At 62.4% G+C, this 15,023-nt stretch carries 19 protein-coding genes; 16 read left to right on the top strand and 3 right to left on the bottom strand.

Annotated features, from left to right (window positions below):
- Positions 1-91: 91 nt before the first annotated feature.
- The 11 genes from N5C18_RS19105 (at position 92) to N5C18_RS19155 (ending at position 7,576) form a co-directional block, all read left to right on the top strand.
- Positions 92-964, top strand: a complete 873-nt coding sequence (locus N5C18_RS19105; RefSeq protein WP_279945420.1) for a hypothetical protein — start codon at positions 92-94, stop codon at positions 962-964.
- On the top strand, positions 961-1,323 hold the full coding sequence (locus N5C18_RS19110) for a hypothetical protein (RefSeq protein ID WP_279945421.1): 363 nt from the start codon (positions 961-963) through the stop codon (positions 1,321-1,323). The genes N5C18_RS19105 and N5C18_RS19110 overlap by 4 nt, the downstream gene beginning before the upstream one ends.
- 59 nt (positions 1,324-1,382) lie before the next feature.
- Positions 1,383-1,865 carry an ABC transporter permease gene (locus N5C18_RS19115; RefSeq protein ID WP_279945422.1) on the top strand — a complete coding sequence of 161 codons (483 nt, stop codon included), beginning with the start codon at positions 1,383-1,385 and terminating at the stop codon, positions 1,863-1,865.
- Between the two features lie 227 nt (positions 1,866-2,092).
- Positions 2,093-3,148, top strand: a complete 1,056-nt coding sequence (locus tag N5C18_RS19120; protein WP_279945423.1) for an ankyrin repeat domain-containing protein — start codon at positions 2,093-2,095, stop codon at positions 3,146-3,148.
- Positions 3,149-3,203: 55 nt separating this feature from the next.
- Positions 3,204-3,512, top strand: a complete 309-nt coding sequence (locus N5C18_RS19125) for a hypothetical protein (protein WP_251101729.1) — start codon at positions 3,204-3,206, stop codon at positions 3,510-3,512.
- A 287-nt stretch (positions 3,513-3,799) separates the two neighbouring features.
- Positions 3,800-3,997, top strand: a complete 198-nt coding sequence (locus tag N5C18_RS19130) for a hypothetical protein (RefSeq protein WP_251101730.1) — start codon at positions 3,800-3,802, stop codon at positions 3,995-3,997.
- A gap of 360 nt (positions 3,998-4,357) precedes the next feature.
- Complete coding sequence (locus N5C18_RS19135; RefSeq protein WP_279945424.1) at positions 4,358-4,612, top strand: hypothetical protein; 255 nt, start codon at positions 4,358-4,360, stop codon at positions 4,610-4,612.
- Entirely contained in the window at positions 4,581-5,111 is a 531-nt protein-coding gene (locus N5C18_RS19140; RefSeq protein WP_279945425.1) for a hypothetical protein, read from the top strand. The genes N5C18_RS19135 and N5C18_RS19140 overlap by 32 nt, the downstream gene beginning before the upstream one ends.
- Positions 5,112-5,374: 263 nt before the next feature.
- Complete coding sequence (locus N5C18_RS19145; RefSeq protein ID WP_239508858.1) at positions 5,375-5,815, top strand: DUF6573 family protein; 441 nt, start codon at positions 5,375-5,377, stop codon at positions 5,813-5,815.
- Positions 5,816-5,900: 85 nt separating this feature from the next.
- Positions 5,901-6,818, top strand: a complete 918-nt coding sequence (locus N5C18_RS19150) for a hypothetical protein (protein ID WP_164078558.1) — start codon at positions 5,901-5,903, stop codon at positions 6,816-6,818.
- Positions 6,815-7,576, top strand: a complete 762-nt coding sequence (locus tag N5C18_RS19155) for a hypothetical protein (RefSeq protein ID WP_251101734.1) — start codon at positions 6,815-6,817, stop codon at positions 7,574-7,576. The genes N5C18_RS19150 and N5C18_RS19155 overlap by 4 nt, the downstream gene beginning before the upstream one ends.
- Positions 7,577-7,738: 162 nt before the next feature.
- Here the strand turns inward: N5C18_RS19155 and N5C18_RS19160 are convergent, their stop codons facing one another.
- Positions 7,739-9,526, bottom strand: a complete 1,788-nt coding sequence (locus tag N5C18_RS19160) for a type 4 pilus major pilin (protein WP_279945426.1) — start codon at positions 9,524-9,526, stop codon at positions 7,739-7,741.
- A gap of 107 nt (positions 9,527-9,633) precedes the next feature.
- On the opposite strand from N5C18_RS19160, the gene N5C18_RS19165 reads away from it, so the two are divergent.
- The 4 genes from N5C18_RS19165 to N5C18_RS19180 all read left to right on the top strand — a co-directional run bounded on the left by N5C18_RS19165 (position 9,634) and on the right by N5C18_RS19180 (position 11,635).
- On the top strand, positions 9,634-9,864 hold the full coding sequence (locus tag N5C18_RS19165; RefSeq protein WP_279945427.1) for a hypothetical protein: 231 nt from the start codon (positions 9,634-9,636) through the stop codon (positions 9,862-9,864).
- Entirely contained in the window at positions 9,855-10,319 is a 465-nt protein-coding gene (locus tag N5C18_RS19170; RefSeq protein WP_099533687.1) for a hypothetical protein, read from the top strand. The genes N5C18_RS19165 and N5C18_RS19170 overlap by 10 nt, the downstream gene beginning before the upstream one ends.
- A 114-nt stretch (positions 10,320-10,433) precedes the next feature.
- Positions 10,434-11,030, top strand: a complete 597-nt coding sequence (locus N5C18_RS19175) for a ParA family protein (protein ID WP_099533684.1) — start codon at positions 10,434-10,436, stop codon at positions 11,028-11,030.
- Positions 11,027-11,635: a hypothetical protein gene (locus N5C18_RS19180; protein ID WP_099533682.1), complete on the top strand. Its 609-nt coding sequence runs from the start codon at positions 11,027-11,029 to the stop codon at positions 11,633-11,635. The genes N5C18_RS19175 and N5C18_RS19180 overlap by 4 nt, the downstream gene beginning before the upstream one ends.
- A gap of 224 nt (positions 11,636-11,859) precedes the next feature.
- Here the strand turns inward: N5C18_RS19180 and N5C18_RS19185 are convergent, their stop codons facing one another.
- On the bottom strand, positions 11,860-12,741 hold the full coding sequence (locus tag N5C18_RS19185; protein WP_279945429.1) for an HNH endonuclease signature motif containing protein: 882 nt from the start codon (positions 12,739-12,741) through the stop codon (positions 11,860-11,862).
- A 44-nt stretch (positions 12,742-12,785) separates the two neighbouring features.
- Positions 12,786-13,841, bottom strand: a complete 1,056-nt coding sequence (locus tag N5C18_RS19190) for a hypothetical protein (RefSeq protein ID WP_279945430.1) — start codon at positions 13,839-13,841, stop codon at positions 12,786-12,788.
- A gap of 764 nt (positions 13,842-14,605) precedes the next feature.
- Here N5C18_RS19190 and N5C18_RS19195 point away from each other — a divergent pair.
- Positions 14,606-15,007: a hypothetical protein gene (locus N5C18_RS19195; RefSeq protein ID WP_071227559.1), complete on the top strand. Its 402-nt coding sequence runs from the start codon at positions 14,606-14,608 to the stop codon at positions 15,005-15,007.
- The last annotated feature ends 16 nt before the right edge of the window (positions 15,008-15,023 follow it).

The following is a 15,023-nucleotide window of genomic DNA, read 5'->3' on the forward strand; positions in this document are numbered from 1 at the left end:
GATGACCCAGAGGCTACGCCCCGGGTAGACTCTACGTGGCACGTAAGTTGGCTGCAAGGTCCCAAATCAATCGGTGGGAACAGGGGGTTCCATGAAGGGAGTTAGAAGGGCCGTGCTGACCGGGGCGTTTGCCCTGACTGCGGCGGCTGGAGCGCAGGCGCAATCGGGGGCCGGATCGGATCTGCTTCGCCAGATCGGCCGAGCCATCCAAGGCTCGCCCAAGGTGGTCGGCGATAGGACGCGGAGCCCTTACCTCGAGCCGGCCGGGACTTACTGGGATCTGGACCAGGATGGCTTGGAAGGGATTCAGCACCTGCGGGCCGGGGTGACGGCTGTCGGGGGTGGGGGCGTGGACACCTGCGACATGCAGTTGCTCGCCATGGCCCATTCGACCTATCGCATCGACGCCGACAAACGCCAATGGTGCCTGAGGCAGTGGTGGCTGATGGACACGAAGGCCCAGGGCGCCAACGGCGTCTCGGGCAATGATCCGGCCGCCATCGAGCGCCGTTATGGGCCGGCTTTCGACGCGCGCCTGCAGCGCTTCAAGGGCATCCGGCGGTTCGCCCTTCGTCCCACGTTCCAAGCCCTGGGCGATGTCACCTATCGGGCCGACCGTGGCGTGCTGGAAGGGTTCATCCCGATGCCTCAGGTGTCCGCGGCGGGACAAAGCGTCACCGGCAAGGGCTTTGTGCCGTGGGTTCACCGCACCTCCACGGGGGGGGGCAGCCCACCCAACGCCGGCCGCTTCCACCTGCTGGTCCGAATGGACACCCAAGAGGCCGCCAATCTCGCACGACAAGGTCGCAGCTACCGAGACGATCTGGTGGTGTTCTCCGTCAACCGGGTCTGGGTGGAGGGCACGGTGCCAAAAATGGACGTGACGATAGAGAGGGTTCGGCTCGGATACCGCGACGAAACCATCGACGTTGATTTAACCCATACGCAAGGAGCTCCGGCATGAAAGCAACCCTCGTTTCCCTCGCCCTGATCACCGCAGGGTTGGCCGCCTGCAGCAGCAAGGCGGATTTGCCCACCATCGAACAAGTCGCCCACGCTTACGAGGCGCATGTCAACGCCAACCTTTCCAGCGAAATGGGCCAACGAATCGAGGTTCGGGGTTGGAAAGACCTCACCGCGGATTGCACCTCCAGTAGTCCCCAGCGGGCCACGTGCGTGACCGGTGGAACGCTGGACGTGGTCGGGTTCCAGGGCGGGCAGCAGTTGAAGCCCGATCCCGTTCCCGTGCCGTCGGCTTACGACTTCGTCTTTGAGAAGCAGCCCACCGGCTGGGTGCCGGTCGGAGCCCAGAAGAAGGGCTGACCTTGCCAAGGCGCGGAATCGCGCTATGCATTGAGGGAACACCACTTCAAGGAGGTCCCATGTCTTACAACGCTCACCACACCCCCGGCGGTCACATGCAGTGGGGCTTGCTGGCACCGGCCACCGTCATCCTCGGTGGTGCAGGCCTGCTGTTTCTTGCCGGGGCCCAAGAGATCGGCCAGAACGTGGGCTACGGCTGGCAGGCCGGCCTGGCAGTCGCTGGTGGGACAGCCGTGCTGCTCTTGCTGCTCCTGCTCTACGTGTTGAACTGGCGCGCGGCCCGCGTGCGCGCGGCAAGGGCCAGCGGGCTCCCGGTTTCGCCGGGTAAAGGTGGCTTTGGAAAGGGAGCCCTGGTGGGCTTGCTCTTCGTCGTTGCCCTGCAGCTGGCCAGCGTTGCCGTGGGCCTGCTCTACCCGGGGTTGGAGGAGGGTGAGCGAAACTTCTTCACCTGTGTGCCCCCGATGGTTCTGACGGCGCTTATGCCCGTGGCGCTGATCGTGGGTGGCATCGCAGGCAAGCTCTGGCGCTCCACCAGCCTGTAAGATCAGTCCATGTTCTTTGGGGCCCCCGCGAGGGGGCCTTTTTTTTCAAAGAACAAAGCCCAGAGCCACCGCCGGTCGCTTCGCGCCGGCTTCTGTAAAAGCGGCGATGGAAGAATGGCGTGTGACGCCTTCGGCGCGAGAAACGTTGTTTGGAATGTTTGCTTCCGAAAATCGCATTTTTTAACTTTAGTCAAGAAAAGATCCGTTAATCGCATGGACAAAATCGCATGGCGATCTATCTTGAAGTCATGGGAGGGCATTGCTGCCAGCCGATACTCAAGGGCCTGGACATGAATCATCAAATCGAAAAATCAGAAGAAGAGTGGACACTTGAGGAGAACTTCAGGGCAGACTTGATGGATGGATGGGATCCAATGGAGCTCGATGGGCTAGGACGGAATTCCCTTCAACAATGGCTCAGCACTGACTTTATCGATGCGACTCCGGAGGAAGTGGTAAGGGCCTGTAAGGTGCTAATGGAACACGGCATAAACCCAGACACCAACAGCGGAGCGAAAGATACCAACAGCGGAGCGAAATACTGCTTTTCTTGGCCAACCCCTTTGTATATGGCAGTCGAGCAGGGGAACCTGGGGTGCGTAAGGTTGTTCCTGGAATATGGCGCAGATCCAAATCGTTATGACGCAAGCCGCACTTGCGAGGGCACACCCTTGATGAAGGCGGCATTGGCGGGGAATGAAGCCATGTGCCTAATTCTACTTGAGTATGGGGCTGACCCTTTGCGCTCCGGCTTCTTTGAGTTCTATGGGCCCAATCCGGCCACTGAGGCCCGCGAAAGCGTTGGGTATACGGGAGACGATGTTGGCTACGTAGGGAGACTGGAGGCAAGGGAGGCAACCCCGTTGTTTTGTGCCGCGATTAGCGGAAAAACTGCTGTTTGCAATCTGCTACTTGAGCACGGCGCTGATGCAACGACGTCAGTAGAAGTGAACATTGTTCCCGTTTATCACCGGGGTAGTGAGGTGGATAGTGGCAGCGAAGGTTATTACGGTCGCTGGAATGAAACTCCGGCCCAGGCCGCTGAACGCTCTAGGCACTCGGTGGCTGCTAGGGCTGTCCGCTCCTTTCTTCGGCAAAAAGACCTCGAGAAGATCTTGCCCCAAGGGCCATTGTTCTCACAACAAACGCGAGCTGCGGAAGGAGCCAAGGCTGACGGGCTTCGAATGGTCATTGGTGGCCAGATGTGGAGCCCGGGGCAAGAGATGTCCAATGAGGCACCGGTCGCGGCGATGGAAGCTCCCAGGCAGCGCCTGCGTTTGTAATCGACCCTAGGAACTGCTCATGCTTTCTCTTCGCAACCCCTGCCTAGACAACCCCATGGGACGCCTGCCGACGTCCTTCGTCAACGCGCGCGATGCCGACGAAATCCGCCGGTTGGCCAGCCATCACGGAATCCCATTCAATGAGGCCGTGCGGCAAATCCTAGCGCTCTACCTTCGCCAGCCCTTTCCGCTGTCCAGCAAGCGAATGGGCGACAGCAAGACGGATCGGCTGCCCGAGATGGTGGCTCCGCTCCACGTCGTCGAAGGCGTTAGTGTTCTGGCGTTGTCGTTGGGTCATACCCGCGGCGAAGTGTTGCGTCAGATCATCCGTGGCACGTTGAGGAAGCACCATGGTCGTCATTGATCGCACCCCGCCACCGCCCGGCAGTCCTAGTGCGGAACTGATCCGCGCCTGTATCGAGGGAAACCTGGTGGGCGTGCTGCAGGCCCTACGGGAGGGTGCCAATCCCAATGCTTGGCGGGAGAACGAAGGTCCGGCCATCCACTCAGCGCTGGCATGGCCGCGCATCGTTGAGGCCTTGATCGAAGCCGGAGCGGAGCCGCACGCGTGCAACTACTGGAGCGAGAGGCCGCTGGAAAAGCTCGCGTCGGACTGCCAGTCCAGCAAGGTTTCGCTGGAGCGGGGGGCGCATGGAACAGACGGCGCGGCTGCTGATGAGGCTTGGAGGCAACGCACACCGCGCCAGCCCGTTCTGGCGGACGGGCACATTGCGCGATGCAATGCCAGAGGTGGTGGCGAAAGTGGAAGCCGAACTGCGGCAGGACCTGTTGCAGGACAGGCTGGAGACCGTGGCCGACACGCCGGCGATAATCCGACCGCGTCTTTAAGCAAGAGCAACTGCACAACAGCGCCACCGGCCGCTTCGCGCCCGGCGATCTGAAAAGCACTCGATGGAAGAAAAGCAGCAACGCCTCCGGCGCGGATTCGGTGTTAGGAATATTTGCGTGAAAATGCGCATTATTTGATTTTAGTCTTGAAAAGATCCATTGCAGCAATGGACATTTTCATGAGGCGATCTACCTTGAATGTATGGGAGGCGCAGTGCTTTCCACCGACTGGAACCGCCGACATGACCCTTTCTCTTCTCGCCATCGCTGCCCCCATCGCCCTTCCGTTTAGCGTCTGGTTGGCCCAGCGCCTCGAAAGCTGCATCGACTGCGCCCTCTGGGCGCACTGAGGGAAACGCCATGAGTCCGCGTGCCGCCCGCCACCGCTATTACGCATACGAGCGCCGCGATGGCTCTTTGTGTTACCTGCCAAAGCTGTTGCACGAGGGGATTCAGCGCTACCCGCGAACGATCGCGCACTACCACCTGGTGCAGTGGACGGGGGTGTCCAAGTTGCTCAGCAAAGACGAATACAAGCAAATGGCGTGGCTGGGTTCACAGCGGGGCACGCTCCGAAACACCCATGATTCAACGCGTGCTGGTCTCACCGGCTGACACCCTGGCAGGGCAAAATGGTTTCATGACCCACGCTGCCGCTCCATCCACCCTTCAAGCCCCGGCCTACGGCCTGCTGTTCGGCCACACCGAGTGCTATTTCTGCCACGCGCCGACGCCCACCGCCGCGATCTGGGTGCCCTCGTTCGAGGAGCACGACGACGAGGGCCTGGTGGATCAGGGGGAGGGTGCCGTGTCGCGCTACATCGAGCGTTTGGACGAGGACACTGCCGCTTTCGTGGCGGGCCACGCGCCCTGGCTTCGTTTCGCCACTACTCGAACGTCAGGGCAAACCTACCTGGCCCATCACTGCGCCACCTGTGGGGCCCTTCAAGGGGACCACTTCGTGTTCTCGCCGGATGGTCCTTACTGGCCCCAGAGCGACGTCGAGCTTGCACGCCTGACGTTTGTCCAGGGCCTTGGCCCGCTCACCGCCCAAGCATCGGCAGGACAGAGCGCCTGGATGGACCGGGTCCCTCTGGCCTGCGCCCAGGCCTGACGGCCTTCCCAAGTTCAACGCCGAATCGGTGCGCCGCCCGCGGCACCTCATTCAAGCCCTGTGCGCTGCGCGCGGCCCCAACGCCCGGCTTCTCCGGTCAAGGGCCATTCCAGGGCCCGTGTCCTCGCTTCGCTGCGGGCCGCGCCAGCCCTTCCATTTCCTCCCTTGACCGCGCCGAGCGGTGGGGCGGTGGGTTTTCCATTCCAGGACGTCCGGACCGGATGCCCTGGACCGGGCCATTACTCATCAGCGAGGTGCGCTCCATGTTTGACGAATTCGACCTTATCCATTCCTACACCCGCGCCCAGGCGATCGAGGACGGCGTCTTGGTGGACGTGTCCGACGTGGCTAAGGAAGCCGGCTTCAAGTTGCCCGTGGCCATCACCCGTGCTGCGTGGAAGCGCTACGTCGAAGTGCCCAGAGGGTTGGAACTGCGCGGCCAGTCGGTGGACGGCCGGCTCTGGGATGTGCTTTTCATGCTCCACGTCGCCATCAAGCGGCAACAGGGCAACGGTTCGGAGCTCCAGTTCCAACTCCACGTGGCTCTGCCCGATGCTGGCGACTGGTTGTCGAACGAAGCCCACCCGGAGGCCGGGTCTGGCCTGACGCGGTCGACCCATCGCCTTGTCACGTTGAAGGCCCTGTGCGGGCCCGGGGACGCCCTGGAGCCGGTGGTCACCATCATGCTGCCCGACGAGGATTGAGAAGGGGGCCGGGACACCGGTCCTCATCGTTTTCCCGTGCTGGTCCCGCCGCTACCATGGCGGGACGACAAGGGAGGAGTAGGGGATGGAAAAGTTCGATTGGTCGAAGGTGGAGTTTGCACGCACACCTTGGCGGAGCCGGGTTATCCCGGACGCGCTGCCCATCCTCATCCGGTGGGCGCAGGAGGGCGAAGCTCATTCCTACAGCGACCTGGCCCAAGAGCTGCACGACACCTTCGGACACGAGATCAAACCCCGCAAAGACCTCTACGGCACCGTCGCCGGGGGAGTGGCCCAGGCCCTGCAGTGGCTCAGCGAGCAGTGGAAGGAACCCATCCCGCCCCTCCACGCAATCGTCGTCAACAAGAACACGAAACACCCTGGCGAGGGGGCGATCACCATCTCGCCAGCTTACTTTGCGGGGAAGAAGCTGGACACCGAGGAAGAGCGCCGCGCGCACTTGCGAGAGGCGATGGAAGACGTTTTTACCTATCCCAATTGGGACCGGGTCGCCCGCGCTCTGGGAGCCACCATGCTGACCCCGTCCGCCGGGGCGGTTGAAGAGGTGGCAGCGGATGCGCCTCTTCCCCTTCCTAAAGTCCAGGAGGGTGGCAGGCCAGAAAGCGATGAGCACAAAGCGTTGAAGGCGTGGGTGGCCAGCCATCCCGAAGAGTTCGTGGACTTTGGGAGCTTCCCCACAGGGAGCAACGAGAAGTTGTTGAGCTCGGGTGACCGACTGGACGCGCATTTCGATAACGGAAGACATCGCCTGGCGGTGGAAGTTAAAACCAGCAAGTGCTCGGAGGACGAGCTCCAGCGAGGCGTCTACCAAGCGGTGAAATACCGCGCCGTTCTCCGGGCCGAGCAGAAGGCGATCCGCCACGTGCCCAACGGGGAGGCGGTGCTGGTGTGCACGCGTGCGCCCAACAAGGAAACCCGAGCGCTCATCAAGCGGCTGCAGGTGAGGTTTCAGCAGGTGCCGCTGGAGGCGGAGCAAGAATGAAGCCTGAGGAACTGGAACAACGTATTCGCCAAATCGATGGATTCGTTCGGGTGCTCACGCAGGAGTGCCACATCCTCGACGAGCGCCGGCACATTCTGTCCCCACTCATTCAAGACCCCAAGATTCAAGCGGGGCTTAAAGCCAAGCTGGACAAGACCCCGGGCGCCAATGCCTGGAACCACCTGGCGCCGCTTCTTGGACAAGACCTGGTGCGCGATCAGTCACGGCTTTTCCTCGACAACCATTGGCGGTCCGGAAGCCTGACGAACCTTTGGCGCAAGCTCCAGGCAGATCCCGCGATCAAGAGGCACTACCGAGAAGCCTACGGTCGAATGTTCGACCACTTCGACGACGAGCCTATCAGTGATCTGCCGCCGGAACAGTCTGCCTTTTTCCTACAACAGTTCAGGCAGAGTGATCGGGACGAGAATTACTCGCGCTTCGATAGTGGCTGGGAAAAGGTCTCCAATGAAATGGTGATCCTTTCGGCTGATCCCGTGGGAGCGAAAATCAAGACCCTACGGGACAAGCACCACGCCCACCTGGAAATGCGCAAGCTGGACGAGGAGCCGGGCGCGTTTGACATCAACACGCTTGGGTTGACCTTCAATGAGGTCTTGGCTTTTGGCGATCGCTGTCAGGCCATCGTGGCAGAGCTGGGGCTGCTGCTGACCGGGACCAGCTGGGATCCACAGCAATACGCATCGGTTCACGAAGCCCAGGGCAAGGCGATGTGGAAAACCTTGGCTGGGGTTTGATTTCGAGGCACAACAGCGAAGAGCCCAGAAGCCGCCGCAGGTGGCCAAGCCACCTGCCTTCTGAAAAGCACGCTTGGTGCGAGGGCATTGCCTCCGGTCGGTTTTGGAGATCCGAAGCTTTGCTACTTCGAACGTGAGGGATGCCCCCCGCCTTCTTTGCCGTCAGGGGCATTTGAATTCAAAGCCCACCCAGTCGCTCGCTCCCAGGTCTTGCCAGTAGAACCGTGCGCCTGGACCCACGACGCTGCACGAGCAAGCCGCCGGCCAAACCGCGGTGCCTGGGTGGTTGACGAAGCCGTAACCTGGCATCGGAGTTAAGTTGGCGCGTAGCGCGTAGACACAGGCTTCCAAAGCCGGTGTTGGGCGGGTCACGCCAGGTGGCTCTGGCGTAAACGTGGGGGTGTCGTTCGTTTCGTATTGCCAAGTGCATGCCAACGAGGTGGCTTGAAGCTCGGCCAGCGTCCGGGGAGCGTTGCAGAAGATCGCCCAGCCGTAGTGCCCTCCGTCTCCCCACGAATGCCAAGATCGCCCGGTGTATTCGGGAAACGTCGGAGGTGGTGCGTTGGGGGTGCATGTATTGGCCTCGTTGCGACGAACCCCAGTCTCCGCCCAATTTGTCCAAGTGGTGAACGTTGGCGTCGGCAGCGACCACGTGGTGGCCGGGCAGTTGTAAGAGCCGATCCTCGTCCGCCGCTGCTCGGCCTGCCACGTGTGCGATCCACTCTGGCCCGCCGGGCAAGCGGCCGCCGTGGTGACCCACTGGGTTTCCGCTTGTGGGAAAGTCGCCGGGCAAGCCGCGCAGGTGGTATTGGTTTGCGTCCAGGCGTTCCACGAACCGGTGCCCGTGCACGTGAAGGTGCGCTGCTGCCCAATCGCGCCGAACTGACCGGCAGGGCATCCCACGTTGCGCGTCTCGGGAGCCGGGCACGGCGTGCAGGTGCTGCTGGTCTTGGTCCAACTGCCGGCCGTCGTGGACCCAGCCCACGCCTCGTAAACACTCGGGTCGGGTCCACAGTGGTGACGGCGGTTCTGGAACACCTGGCCCACCTGACCCGTTGGGCAGTTGATCGTTCGGTTCTCGCTCCACTCCTGGCACGGCGTCGTGGTGCTGATCGGCGGCGGCGTGACCGGCGGTGAAGTGGGCGGAGCCGGAGGCGTCACGCTCACCGGGGGAGCGGGTGGCGTGACCAGTGGGGGCGTCGTGGGAGGCACGCTTGGTGGCGGCGCGGTTGGGGGCGACACCGGCGTGGAAGGCGCGACTGGTCCTACGGGCCCCACCGGGGTTCCCACCGGCGGAGAAACGGGCGGGGTGACCGAGGGCGTGGCGGGTGGCAACACCAGCGGCGCCCCGGTCCACTCGCCTCCCAACAATCCGCTGTGGTAAACGAACACGACGCGTGATTTGTCCGCACACGTGCGGCTCAGCAATCCGACGTCGAGCTGGCCGCCGGTGTTTCGAATCACCGACACGTCCGACACCTGCGCGTCCCACACCCCGCCCGCGTTGGCCGCGACCAGGTCCACGCACGCTTGGCGAGGAAGGCCGGCGTAGCTGACGGAGAACGAATCCCCGAAGCGTTCGACGGTGTAGGGCTGGACGTTCACCGCGCCGCCCCACGCGTTGGTCAAGATGCTTTCCCCGACGCCGAGCTGGGAATCAGGGGCCAACCCATCGACCACCACGGCCGTGGTGCTCACCCCGCGGAACGTCCCCACCATCCCAAAACTGCTCTCGATACGTCGGGACAACTCACGCAGGTTGCGCGTTTCGCTGGCCAGCTTGGCCTTTGCATCGACCTGCCCGAAGAACAGGAACATCGCGCCCGTGGCGGCGGTCACAACGCCCAGCGCCAGCAAGGCCTCGGTGAGGGTGAAGCCCAACGCGCTGCGCACGCCTTTGGACAGGCGGGTGAGGGTGGGCGAGCAGCGGGGGCGGATCGTGTGCGTCATGCATTCAGCATGCGATGCACCTTGGATTCCGCAAGTCCCTGTTTTTAGTCTAAAAAAGATGGGTTTTTCAACTTGACATTGCGTAGTGGTCTGGTTGCATGGGGTTAATGGAGTGGGGTGACCTACTCACGAAAGAAATTCAAACAACCCAAGAGATCGCCGCCATGATTGAAAACCCCATCCGCGAGGCCCGCCCCATCGCTGGCCTTCCTTTCGCGCACATCCCTCCCACGGTTCCCGCGTTCCTGCCCGAAGGCAAGCTTCGCCGGCAAGCCCGCCTGGCGCGCGAGCAACGCCACTTCGAGCGCCAGCTGCGCAAGGAGCTGAAATGGAAATGACCACCGACCGGCGTGCTCAGCGGCTTCTGGATGCCATCGAGCACCGCAACACACAGGCTTTGAAGAGAACCATTGCGGCCATCCGCGAGGCACGTCTGAAGGCGTGGAGGGGCCTGACGGCTTTCCCGTCCTTGGACCACCCGGTGGGGCCCAACGGAATCACCGCTTTCCACGTCGCTTGCATGGCGTGGCACGTGAACCAGGATGACCCGGCCAAGCGGCAGTGCTACGACAAGATGGCTGGAATGCTGGCTGAAGCCGGAGCGGACGTGTTCGCGGAGTTCGGTCCGGCAAAACAACGCTGGACGATCATCGAAGCACTGCATGGCGCTGCGCCACCGTCTGTCAAAGCATGGATGGCCTCTCAGCCGTTCGATCTGCATTGCTCGGCGTCAAACACCGCCCACACGCTGCGGTGGGACTGCCGTCGTCCAGCCGCCTTGTCGGAAGGATAGAAAAGAATCCAAGGGCTGAACGGCCCGAAAGGGTTGCAAAAACATACAGTTGCGCAATGGCAGCGTCGGGTTAGATTCGACAGGAACCCCTATCTACTCACGAAAGGATGTCCTATGCGACTGTGCAACTTCTCACTCAAGGGTGGCGTCGGCCGCACGACGCTGGCCCTGAATCTAGCCGGGTGCTATGCCCGTGACCCCAGCCTGCGTGTGCTGGTCAATGACCGGGACCCCCAAGGCGGGGCCTGCGCGTTTGCCTCACTGTCGGACGAAACACCGTTCAGTGTCGGGCGATCGCGCTCCCCTGGCTTCGACGTGGAGATCACCGACACCCCGCCGCGTCTGCCGGACAACGAAGTGATCCCCGAGGCCGATCTCTACCTGGTGCCCACGTTGCTCGATGGGGCCAGCTTTCTCATCTTCCTGCGAACCGTGGATGTTCTTGAAAAGAAGGGAAAGCGTTACCTGCCCATCGCCAACCGGGCCAACGAGAAGCGGGCAGCCCATCGACGCCGCCTGGAGCACCCTAAGATGTCGGGTGCCGTCCTGGTGCGGGACCGAGCGTTGTTTGCGGACTGCTACGAGGAGGGAAAGACCGTGTTCGATGCCAACGGCCGCTGGGCCCGGGTTGCCCAGGAGGAGATCCACGCCCTGGCGGTCCGCGTTCGCGATACCTTGACCGCTGGTGCAGGCCGGAGGGCTGCGGCATGATTGAGCTTCCCTTGGTTTCCCTCCCAGACCTACCCATGGCCACTCGCAAAGCTCCTGCCAAGAAGGCTGCCACGAAGAAGGCCGTCAAGCGCACCTTGGATGACGTCAAGGACGTGACCCATGCCAAGGCCCGCAGGGCCAGCAAAGCGGCAAGCCTTCCGATCGCCCGCATCCCGGAGCACCTGTTGCTGGGGCCGGGCGACTACCCGGAGCGCAAGTCTTATTTTGACTACGACGACAGCCAGAAGGCGGGAAGCGTGGGAGGCAAGCGGGTTCACATGGTCATGCCCCGATCGGTCACCCTCCACGACTACCGCCGTCGGGAAGACGGGCTGCGCCACCACCGGGCCATGGTGACGATCCCGCCGAAGCTCCGCGAGAACATCGCCAAGCTGTTTGGCTTTGACGATTCGGAAGACGCCGGCAGTGAAGTTGCGTTGACCACCGCTATGGTGGCGTTGGCCGACTACGCGGCGGCGTCGCTCATCCAGGACAAGACGCTGTTGATCGTGAGCTCGCCGGTGGACGAGCACGCGGAGGACCGCAAAGCCGCCAGGGTAGCGGTGCGGAACTTGGGGATGAGCAAGAACGGAAAGATCTACTGACCCTCACAATCAGGGGGACGAAGAAAGCGGCTATGGCTGCTTTTTTGTGTCTGTGGATCATCCCGTGGGCAGAGCAAAAGCAGCTGAAAAAGCGTCCCCTGGCGGGAGCAGGCATACGCCTACGGCGCGAAGAACCGTTGATTGAACTTCCGGATCCACGCGGAGGGCGTTCCTATCATGAGCAATGGTTCGATTTGTCCGATCAGCCGGAGCTTTGGGGCGGCTCATTGGGGAAGGCTGGCAACCTCCAGTTCGGACGATTCATTGCCCGCCAGTCGCCGCCGCAGGGCCTCTTTGGACATCTTGGGCGGAGCGTCCAGCGAGAGCTCCTTTCCGTCCAACGAACGGTAGAACGGATCGTCCACCCCCGCGCTGACGTAGACGACCAGGTCCGGCCCGATCGCTAACAGGCCTGCATCGAACAACGCGTGGATGTCCTTCCGTAGCAGTAAGCCATTGCTCAAAGCATTGGTGGCTGCCCCGTTGTAGGGGACGATGTGAGCGGCGTCGATGACGCTTGCCAAGGCGGTCCCGGTGACCATGCACACGGCTCCGTAGTGGGCGACTAGGCGTTTGCGAAACTCGGCTTGGCCCTCTCGGATCACCCGAAGGACTTGTTCCACCCGCTTGCCCTCGGCCACGACGGCTTCCGCCGCCGGGGGCAATGCCTGTTCCACTGCCAACCGCCCGCTCTCTTCCAGCACTCCCAAGAGTGCTTGGATGGCGTCGTATCCAAGCAGCTCTGCTGCCGGGCGCAGCTTTGGGTCAATGCCGGATCGGTGTCGGATATGGGCCAACAGGAGGGCGGCGTCTTCGAGGTAAGTGAGCTTCTCTCGGCGCATGCTCCAAAGCTGGTTCAGTTCGTCCAAGCCCCAGGTGTTCAGCGCCAACTGGACCTCACCGCTGCTCATCCGGCGGGCGAGGTTGCCCTTGGCTAGGTTCTGCCGGACCAAGTATTCCTGAAGCTCGGGTGGATCGGTCAGCTCATCGTCATCGATGGCAAATAGGCTTCTGTAGGTCCGCTTGGCGGCTTGGCTCTTCTCCTCGTGGCGTCGTCGTTGTTTCTCCGCCCGCCACTTGGCGATGCGTTCCTTTTCGCTTTCCATGCCGGATGGTGTTCGAAGTTGGGTGCGAAGCTAATGGTAGTGGATCACGGCCGCTGAGAGCGGCCTTGCACTTTCCGCTGGCGGGCCTCCAACCACGACGACGCTAGATCGTCCACATCGGCCTGCATGGCTGCCCGCTCCCCGGGCAACCATGCCCTCAGCGTCCCACTTGCCACGCCCGCGTCTCGCTTCGCCAAACGCCGCCTTGCTTCCAACCACTGGGCCTTCGTTTCCCCCTCACGTGCGGCTTGACGCTGGGTCCGCATGCGAACGGCGTTGGGCCTGTCGCTGTAAGCCGGAATGTGGTCTTTGGCCTGGCTAGGCCACGGTGCTTCGTGCGTGCCCTGTCGCCGCAGTCGGATCTGGCGCAGGCTTGGATACCGGGCCATCCACCGGTTCTCAAAGGAGCGGTCGGGAGGGAGAGCAGTCCCCAAAGGCAGGGGAATGACCAACGCGTGGAGGGCGATCAGCTGCCACACCGCCGCTTGAAAAACATCCTCGGTTAACCGGAAGGCCACCACGTCGGGGTGTTCCAGCCATTGGCCTTGGTGCATATTGCGCAAGAGCGCGGCCAAGTCGTTTCGCGTCAGATGGGCACGGTGGGCCAGTGGCCACCCCACTATCCAGCCGTCCGAATGCCTCTGGGCGTGAACGACGAACCGGGGGTGTATCCAGCGCTCTTGGAGCTGGGCAAGGACGGTGGCTGGCTTGGCAAAGCGCCCCACCTCGACCAGGTGGTTGTCGGAGCGCTGGAGGACAAGCAGCCGGTCGGCCAGCAGGGCGTCCAAGGGTTCTGGTGGCAGCCGCTGGCTCAACTCGGGCCAGGCCAACAGGTCACGGGTGCCCCGCTCGGTGATGCAGCGCTTGCAAGCCATGCGCAGGTTCTCGGTGTCCCTTGGGCCGGCTAGGCTCAACGGAACGAGCGGTGAGAGCCCCCACGAATGGCTACGGTCCAAGTCCAAGGGGGCGGTGCAGAAAGCGCACACAGGGCTTTCGGAACGGCGGGCCACGTCCAGCGCCCAGCGTGGGGTGGCAGGCGCACGGACGGCATGGAAGGCCAGCACGCGACGGGCAAACGCGTCCAGGTCAGCGGTGTTCATGAGAGCACTCCTGAAACGACAGCAGGCGGATCGTTGAAGGCCAATGGCGGTGAATGGAGGCCATGGCGCGCACCCTCGTTTGACTAAAACGAATTGGTGCGAGGGATTTGCGGGTTCCTTCCAGTGGTTCTTTGGCTGCCCACGGAAGATTCGGAAAGCACGGTGTCGGTGCATCCAATGGCACTGCACACGTTTGACTAAAACCAACGTGGCTTGGGTGTCGTGGGGCGGTGCATCGGGTGGGCGAGGGCAACCTGTCCTGGGGATCCGGGGCAATGCGAAACGGTGGGCTGAAAAACTTTGCACGGATTCCCGGGGTGGGGCATCGGTGGGCGTGAGGGGTGGAAGAGCGGGAGCGTTGCGTGGGCATGGCGTGGGCGGCGGTCCTGTGGGGCGAGGGGCGTAGACCACCAATAGCGCACCTGGGGCAACACGCAAGGGTCCGCCGAAAAGCAACTGCAAGAGCTCAGCGTGGGTGGAAGCAGTGTCGGCAGTGGCAGAGAAGCAGGAGCCCGGACGGTTCCCTAGAGTCGTCATACACATGACGCACTGAAGTGGGAGTGCGTTTTTCGCCCAAAAATCGGCCTCACATCTGCCGAAACCTCAATGCAATCAAGGCCTGACCGTGTCACCAGCGAATGGAGACAGCGTCAGTGGTTGTTAGCTCATTTGGCCCTTGTTTTTCAGGCTCCTGCGGTGGGGTCTTGCCAACTCCGAGATTCGCGGTATCGGTGGAGTAATCCCGATGCGGAGTTACTCGACCGATGGCGTTCGTTCGTCAAAACGTAAACCTCGACCGTGGGCAACTGAAACTTGCTCAGCGGCTTGCCCGTGAATCGGGCAGTGGGTTCAGCGCCTACGTGCGAGAGGCGCTGGAGCGACACAACACCTCCATGTCTGTGGCGAGTGTGCTGGAGAACTCCAACGCTCACTTGGAGCAGCTCATTGACGAGCTGCGGGAAGAGAACGCGCTGTTCCGGAGTGCGCTCCAGGAAGATCTGCGGCGGCTGCGAGACGAAACGAAGGCGGAGCAGGACCGCGCCATTCAGCGCTACGAAGAAGCGCTTCGCAAGGTCGTGACTGCGGCCCTCTCGCAACCCTCTCCCAAAGATCCTGGTGCGGCAAAGGTGCCCGCAACCGGACCCATGACTGCTCCACGCACCTAACTTTCCCCACAGCAGG

It is taken from the genome of Stenotrophomonas sp. GD03930, from assembly GCF_029839665.1.
GTDB classification, from domain to species: Bacteria; Pseudomonadota; Gammaproteobacteria; order Xanthomonadales; family Xanthomonadaceae; genus Stenotrophomonas; species Stenotrophomonas forensis.

What these genes read in the sequence shown, in the direction of transcription:
- N5C18_RS19105 (WP_279945420.1), top strand. Translation starts at nt 92, where the DNA reads ATGAAGGGAGTTAGAAGGGCCGTGCTGACCGGGGCGTTTGCCCTGACT.
- N5C18_RS19110 (WP_279945421.1), top strand. Translation starts at nt 961, where the DNA reads ATGAAAGCAACCCTCGTTTCCCTCGCCCTGATCACCGCAGGGTTGGCC.
- N5C18_RS19175 (WP_099533684.1), top strand. Translation starts at nt 10,434, where the DNA reads ATGCGACTGTGCAACTTCTCACTCAAGGGTGGCGTCGGCCGCACGACG.
- N5C18_RS19120 (WP_279945423.1), top strand. Translation starts at nt 2,093, where the DNA reads ATGGCGATCTATCTTGAAGTCATGGGAGGGCATTGCTGCCAGCCGATA.
- N5C18_RS19135 (WP_279945424.1), top strand. Translation starts at nt 4,358, where the DNA reads ATGAGTCCGCGTGCCGCCCGCCACCGCTATTACGCATACGAGCGCCGC.
- N5C18_RS19150 (WP_164078558.1), top strand. Translation starts at nt 5,901, where the DNA reads ATGGAAAAGTTCGATTGGTCGAAGGTGGAGTTTGCACGCACACCTTGG.
- N5C18_RS19140 (WP_279945425.1), top strand. Translation starts at nt 4,581, where the DNA reads ATGATTCAACGCGTGCTGGTCTCACCGGCTGACACCCTGGCAGGGCAA.
- N5C18_RS19180 (WP_099533682.1), top strand. Translation starts at nt 11,027, where the DNA reads ATGATTGAGCTTCCCTTGGTTTCCCTCCCAGACCTACCCATGGCCACT.
- N5C18_RS19160 (WP_279945426.1), bottom strand. Translation starts at nt 9,526, where the DNA reads ATGACGCACACGATCCGCCCCCGCTGCTCGCCCACCCTCACCCGCCTG.
- N5C18_RS19125 (WP_251101729.1), top strand. Translation starts at nt 3,204, where the DNA reads ATGGGACGCCTGCCGACGTCCTTCGTCAACGCGCGCGATGCCGACGAA.
- N5C18_RS19155 (WP_251101734.1), top strand. Translation starts at nt 6,815, where the DNA reads ATGAAGCCTGAGGAACTGGAACAACGTATTCGCCAAATCGATGGATTC.
- N5C18_RS19165 (WP_279945427.1), top strand. Translation starts at nt 9,634, where the DNA reads ATGGAGTGGGGTGACCTACTCACGAAAGAAATTCAAACAACCCAAGAG.
- N5C18_RS19130 (WP_251101730.1), top strand. Translation starts at nt 3,800, where the DNA reads ATGGAACAGACGGCGCGGCTGCTGATGAGGCTTGGAGGCAACGCACAC.
- N5C18_RS19170 (WP_099533687.1), top strand. Translation starts at nt 9,855, where the DNA reads ATGGAAATGACCACCGACCGGCGTGCTCAGCGGCTTCTGGATGCCATC.
- N5C18_RS19190 (WP_279945430.1), bottom strand. Translation starts at nt 13,841, where the DNA reads ATGAACACCGCTGACCTGGACGCGTTTGCCCGTCGCGTGCTGGCCTTC.
- N5C18_RS19115 (WP_279945422.1), top strand. Translation starts at nt 1,383, where the DNA reads ATGTCTTACAACGCTCACCACACCCCCGGCGGTCACATGCAGTGGGGC.
- N5C18_RS19195 (WP_071227559.1), top strand. Translation starts at nt 14,606, where the DNA reads ATGGCGTTCGTTCGTCAAAACGTAAACCTCGACCGTGGGCAACTGAAA.
- N5C18_RS19185 (WP_279945429.1), bottom strand. Translation starts at nt 12,741, where the DNA reads ATGGAAAGCGAAAAGGAACGCATCGCCAAGTGGCGGGCGGAGAAACAA.
- N5C18_RS19145 (WP_239508858.1), top strand. Translation starts at nt 5,375, where the DNA reads ATGTTTGACGAATTCGACCTTATCCATTCCTACACCCGCGCCCAGGCG.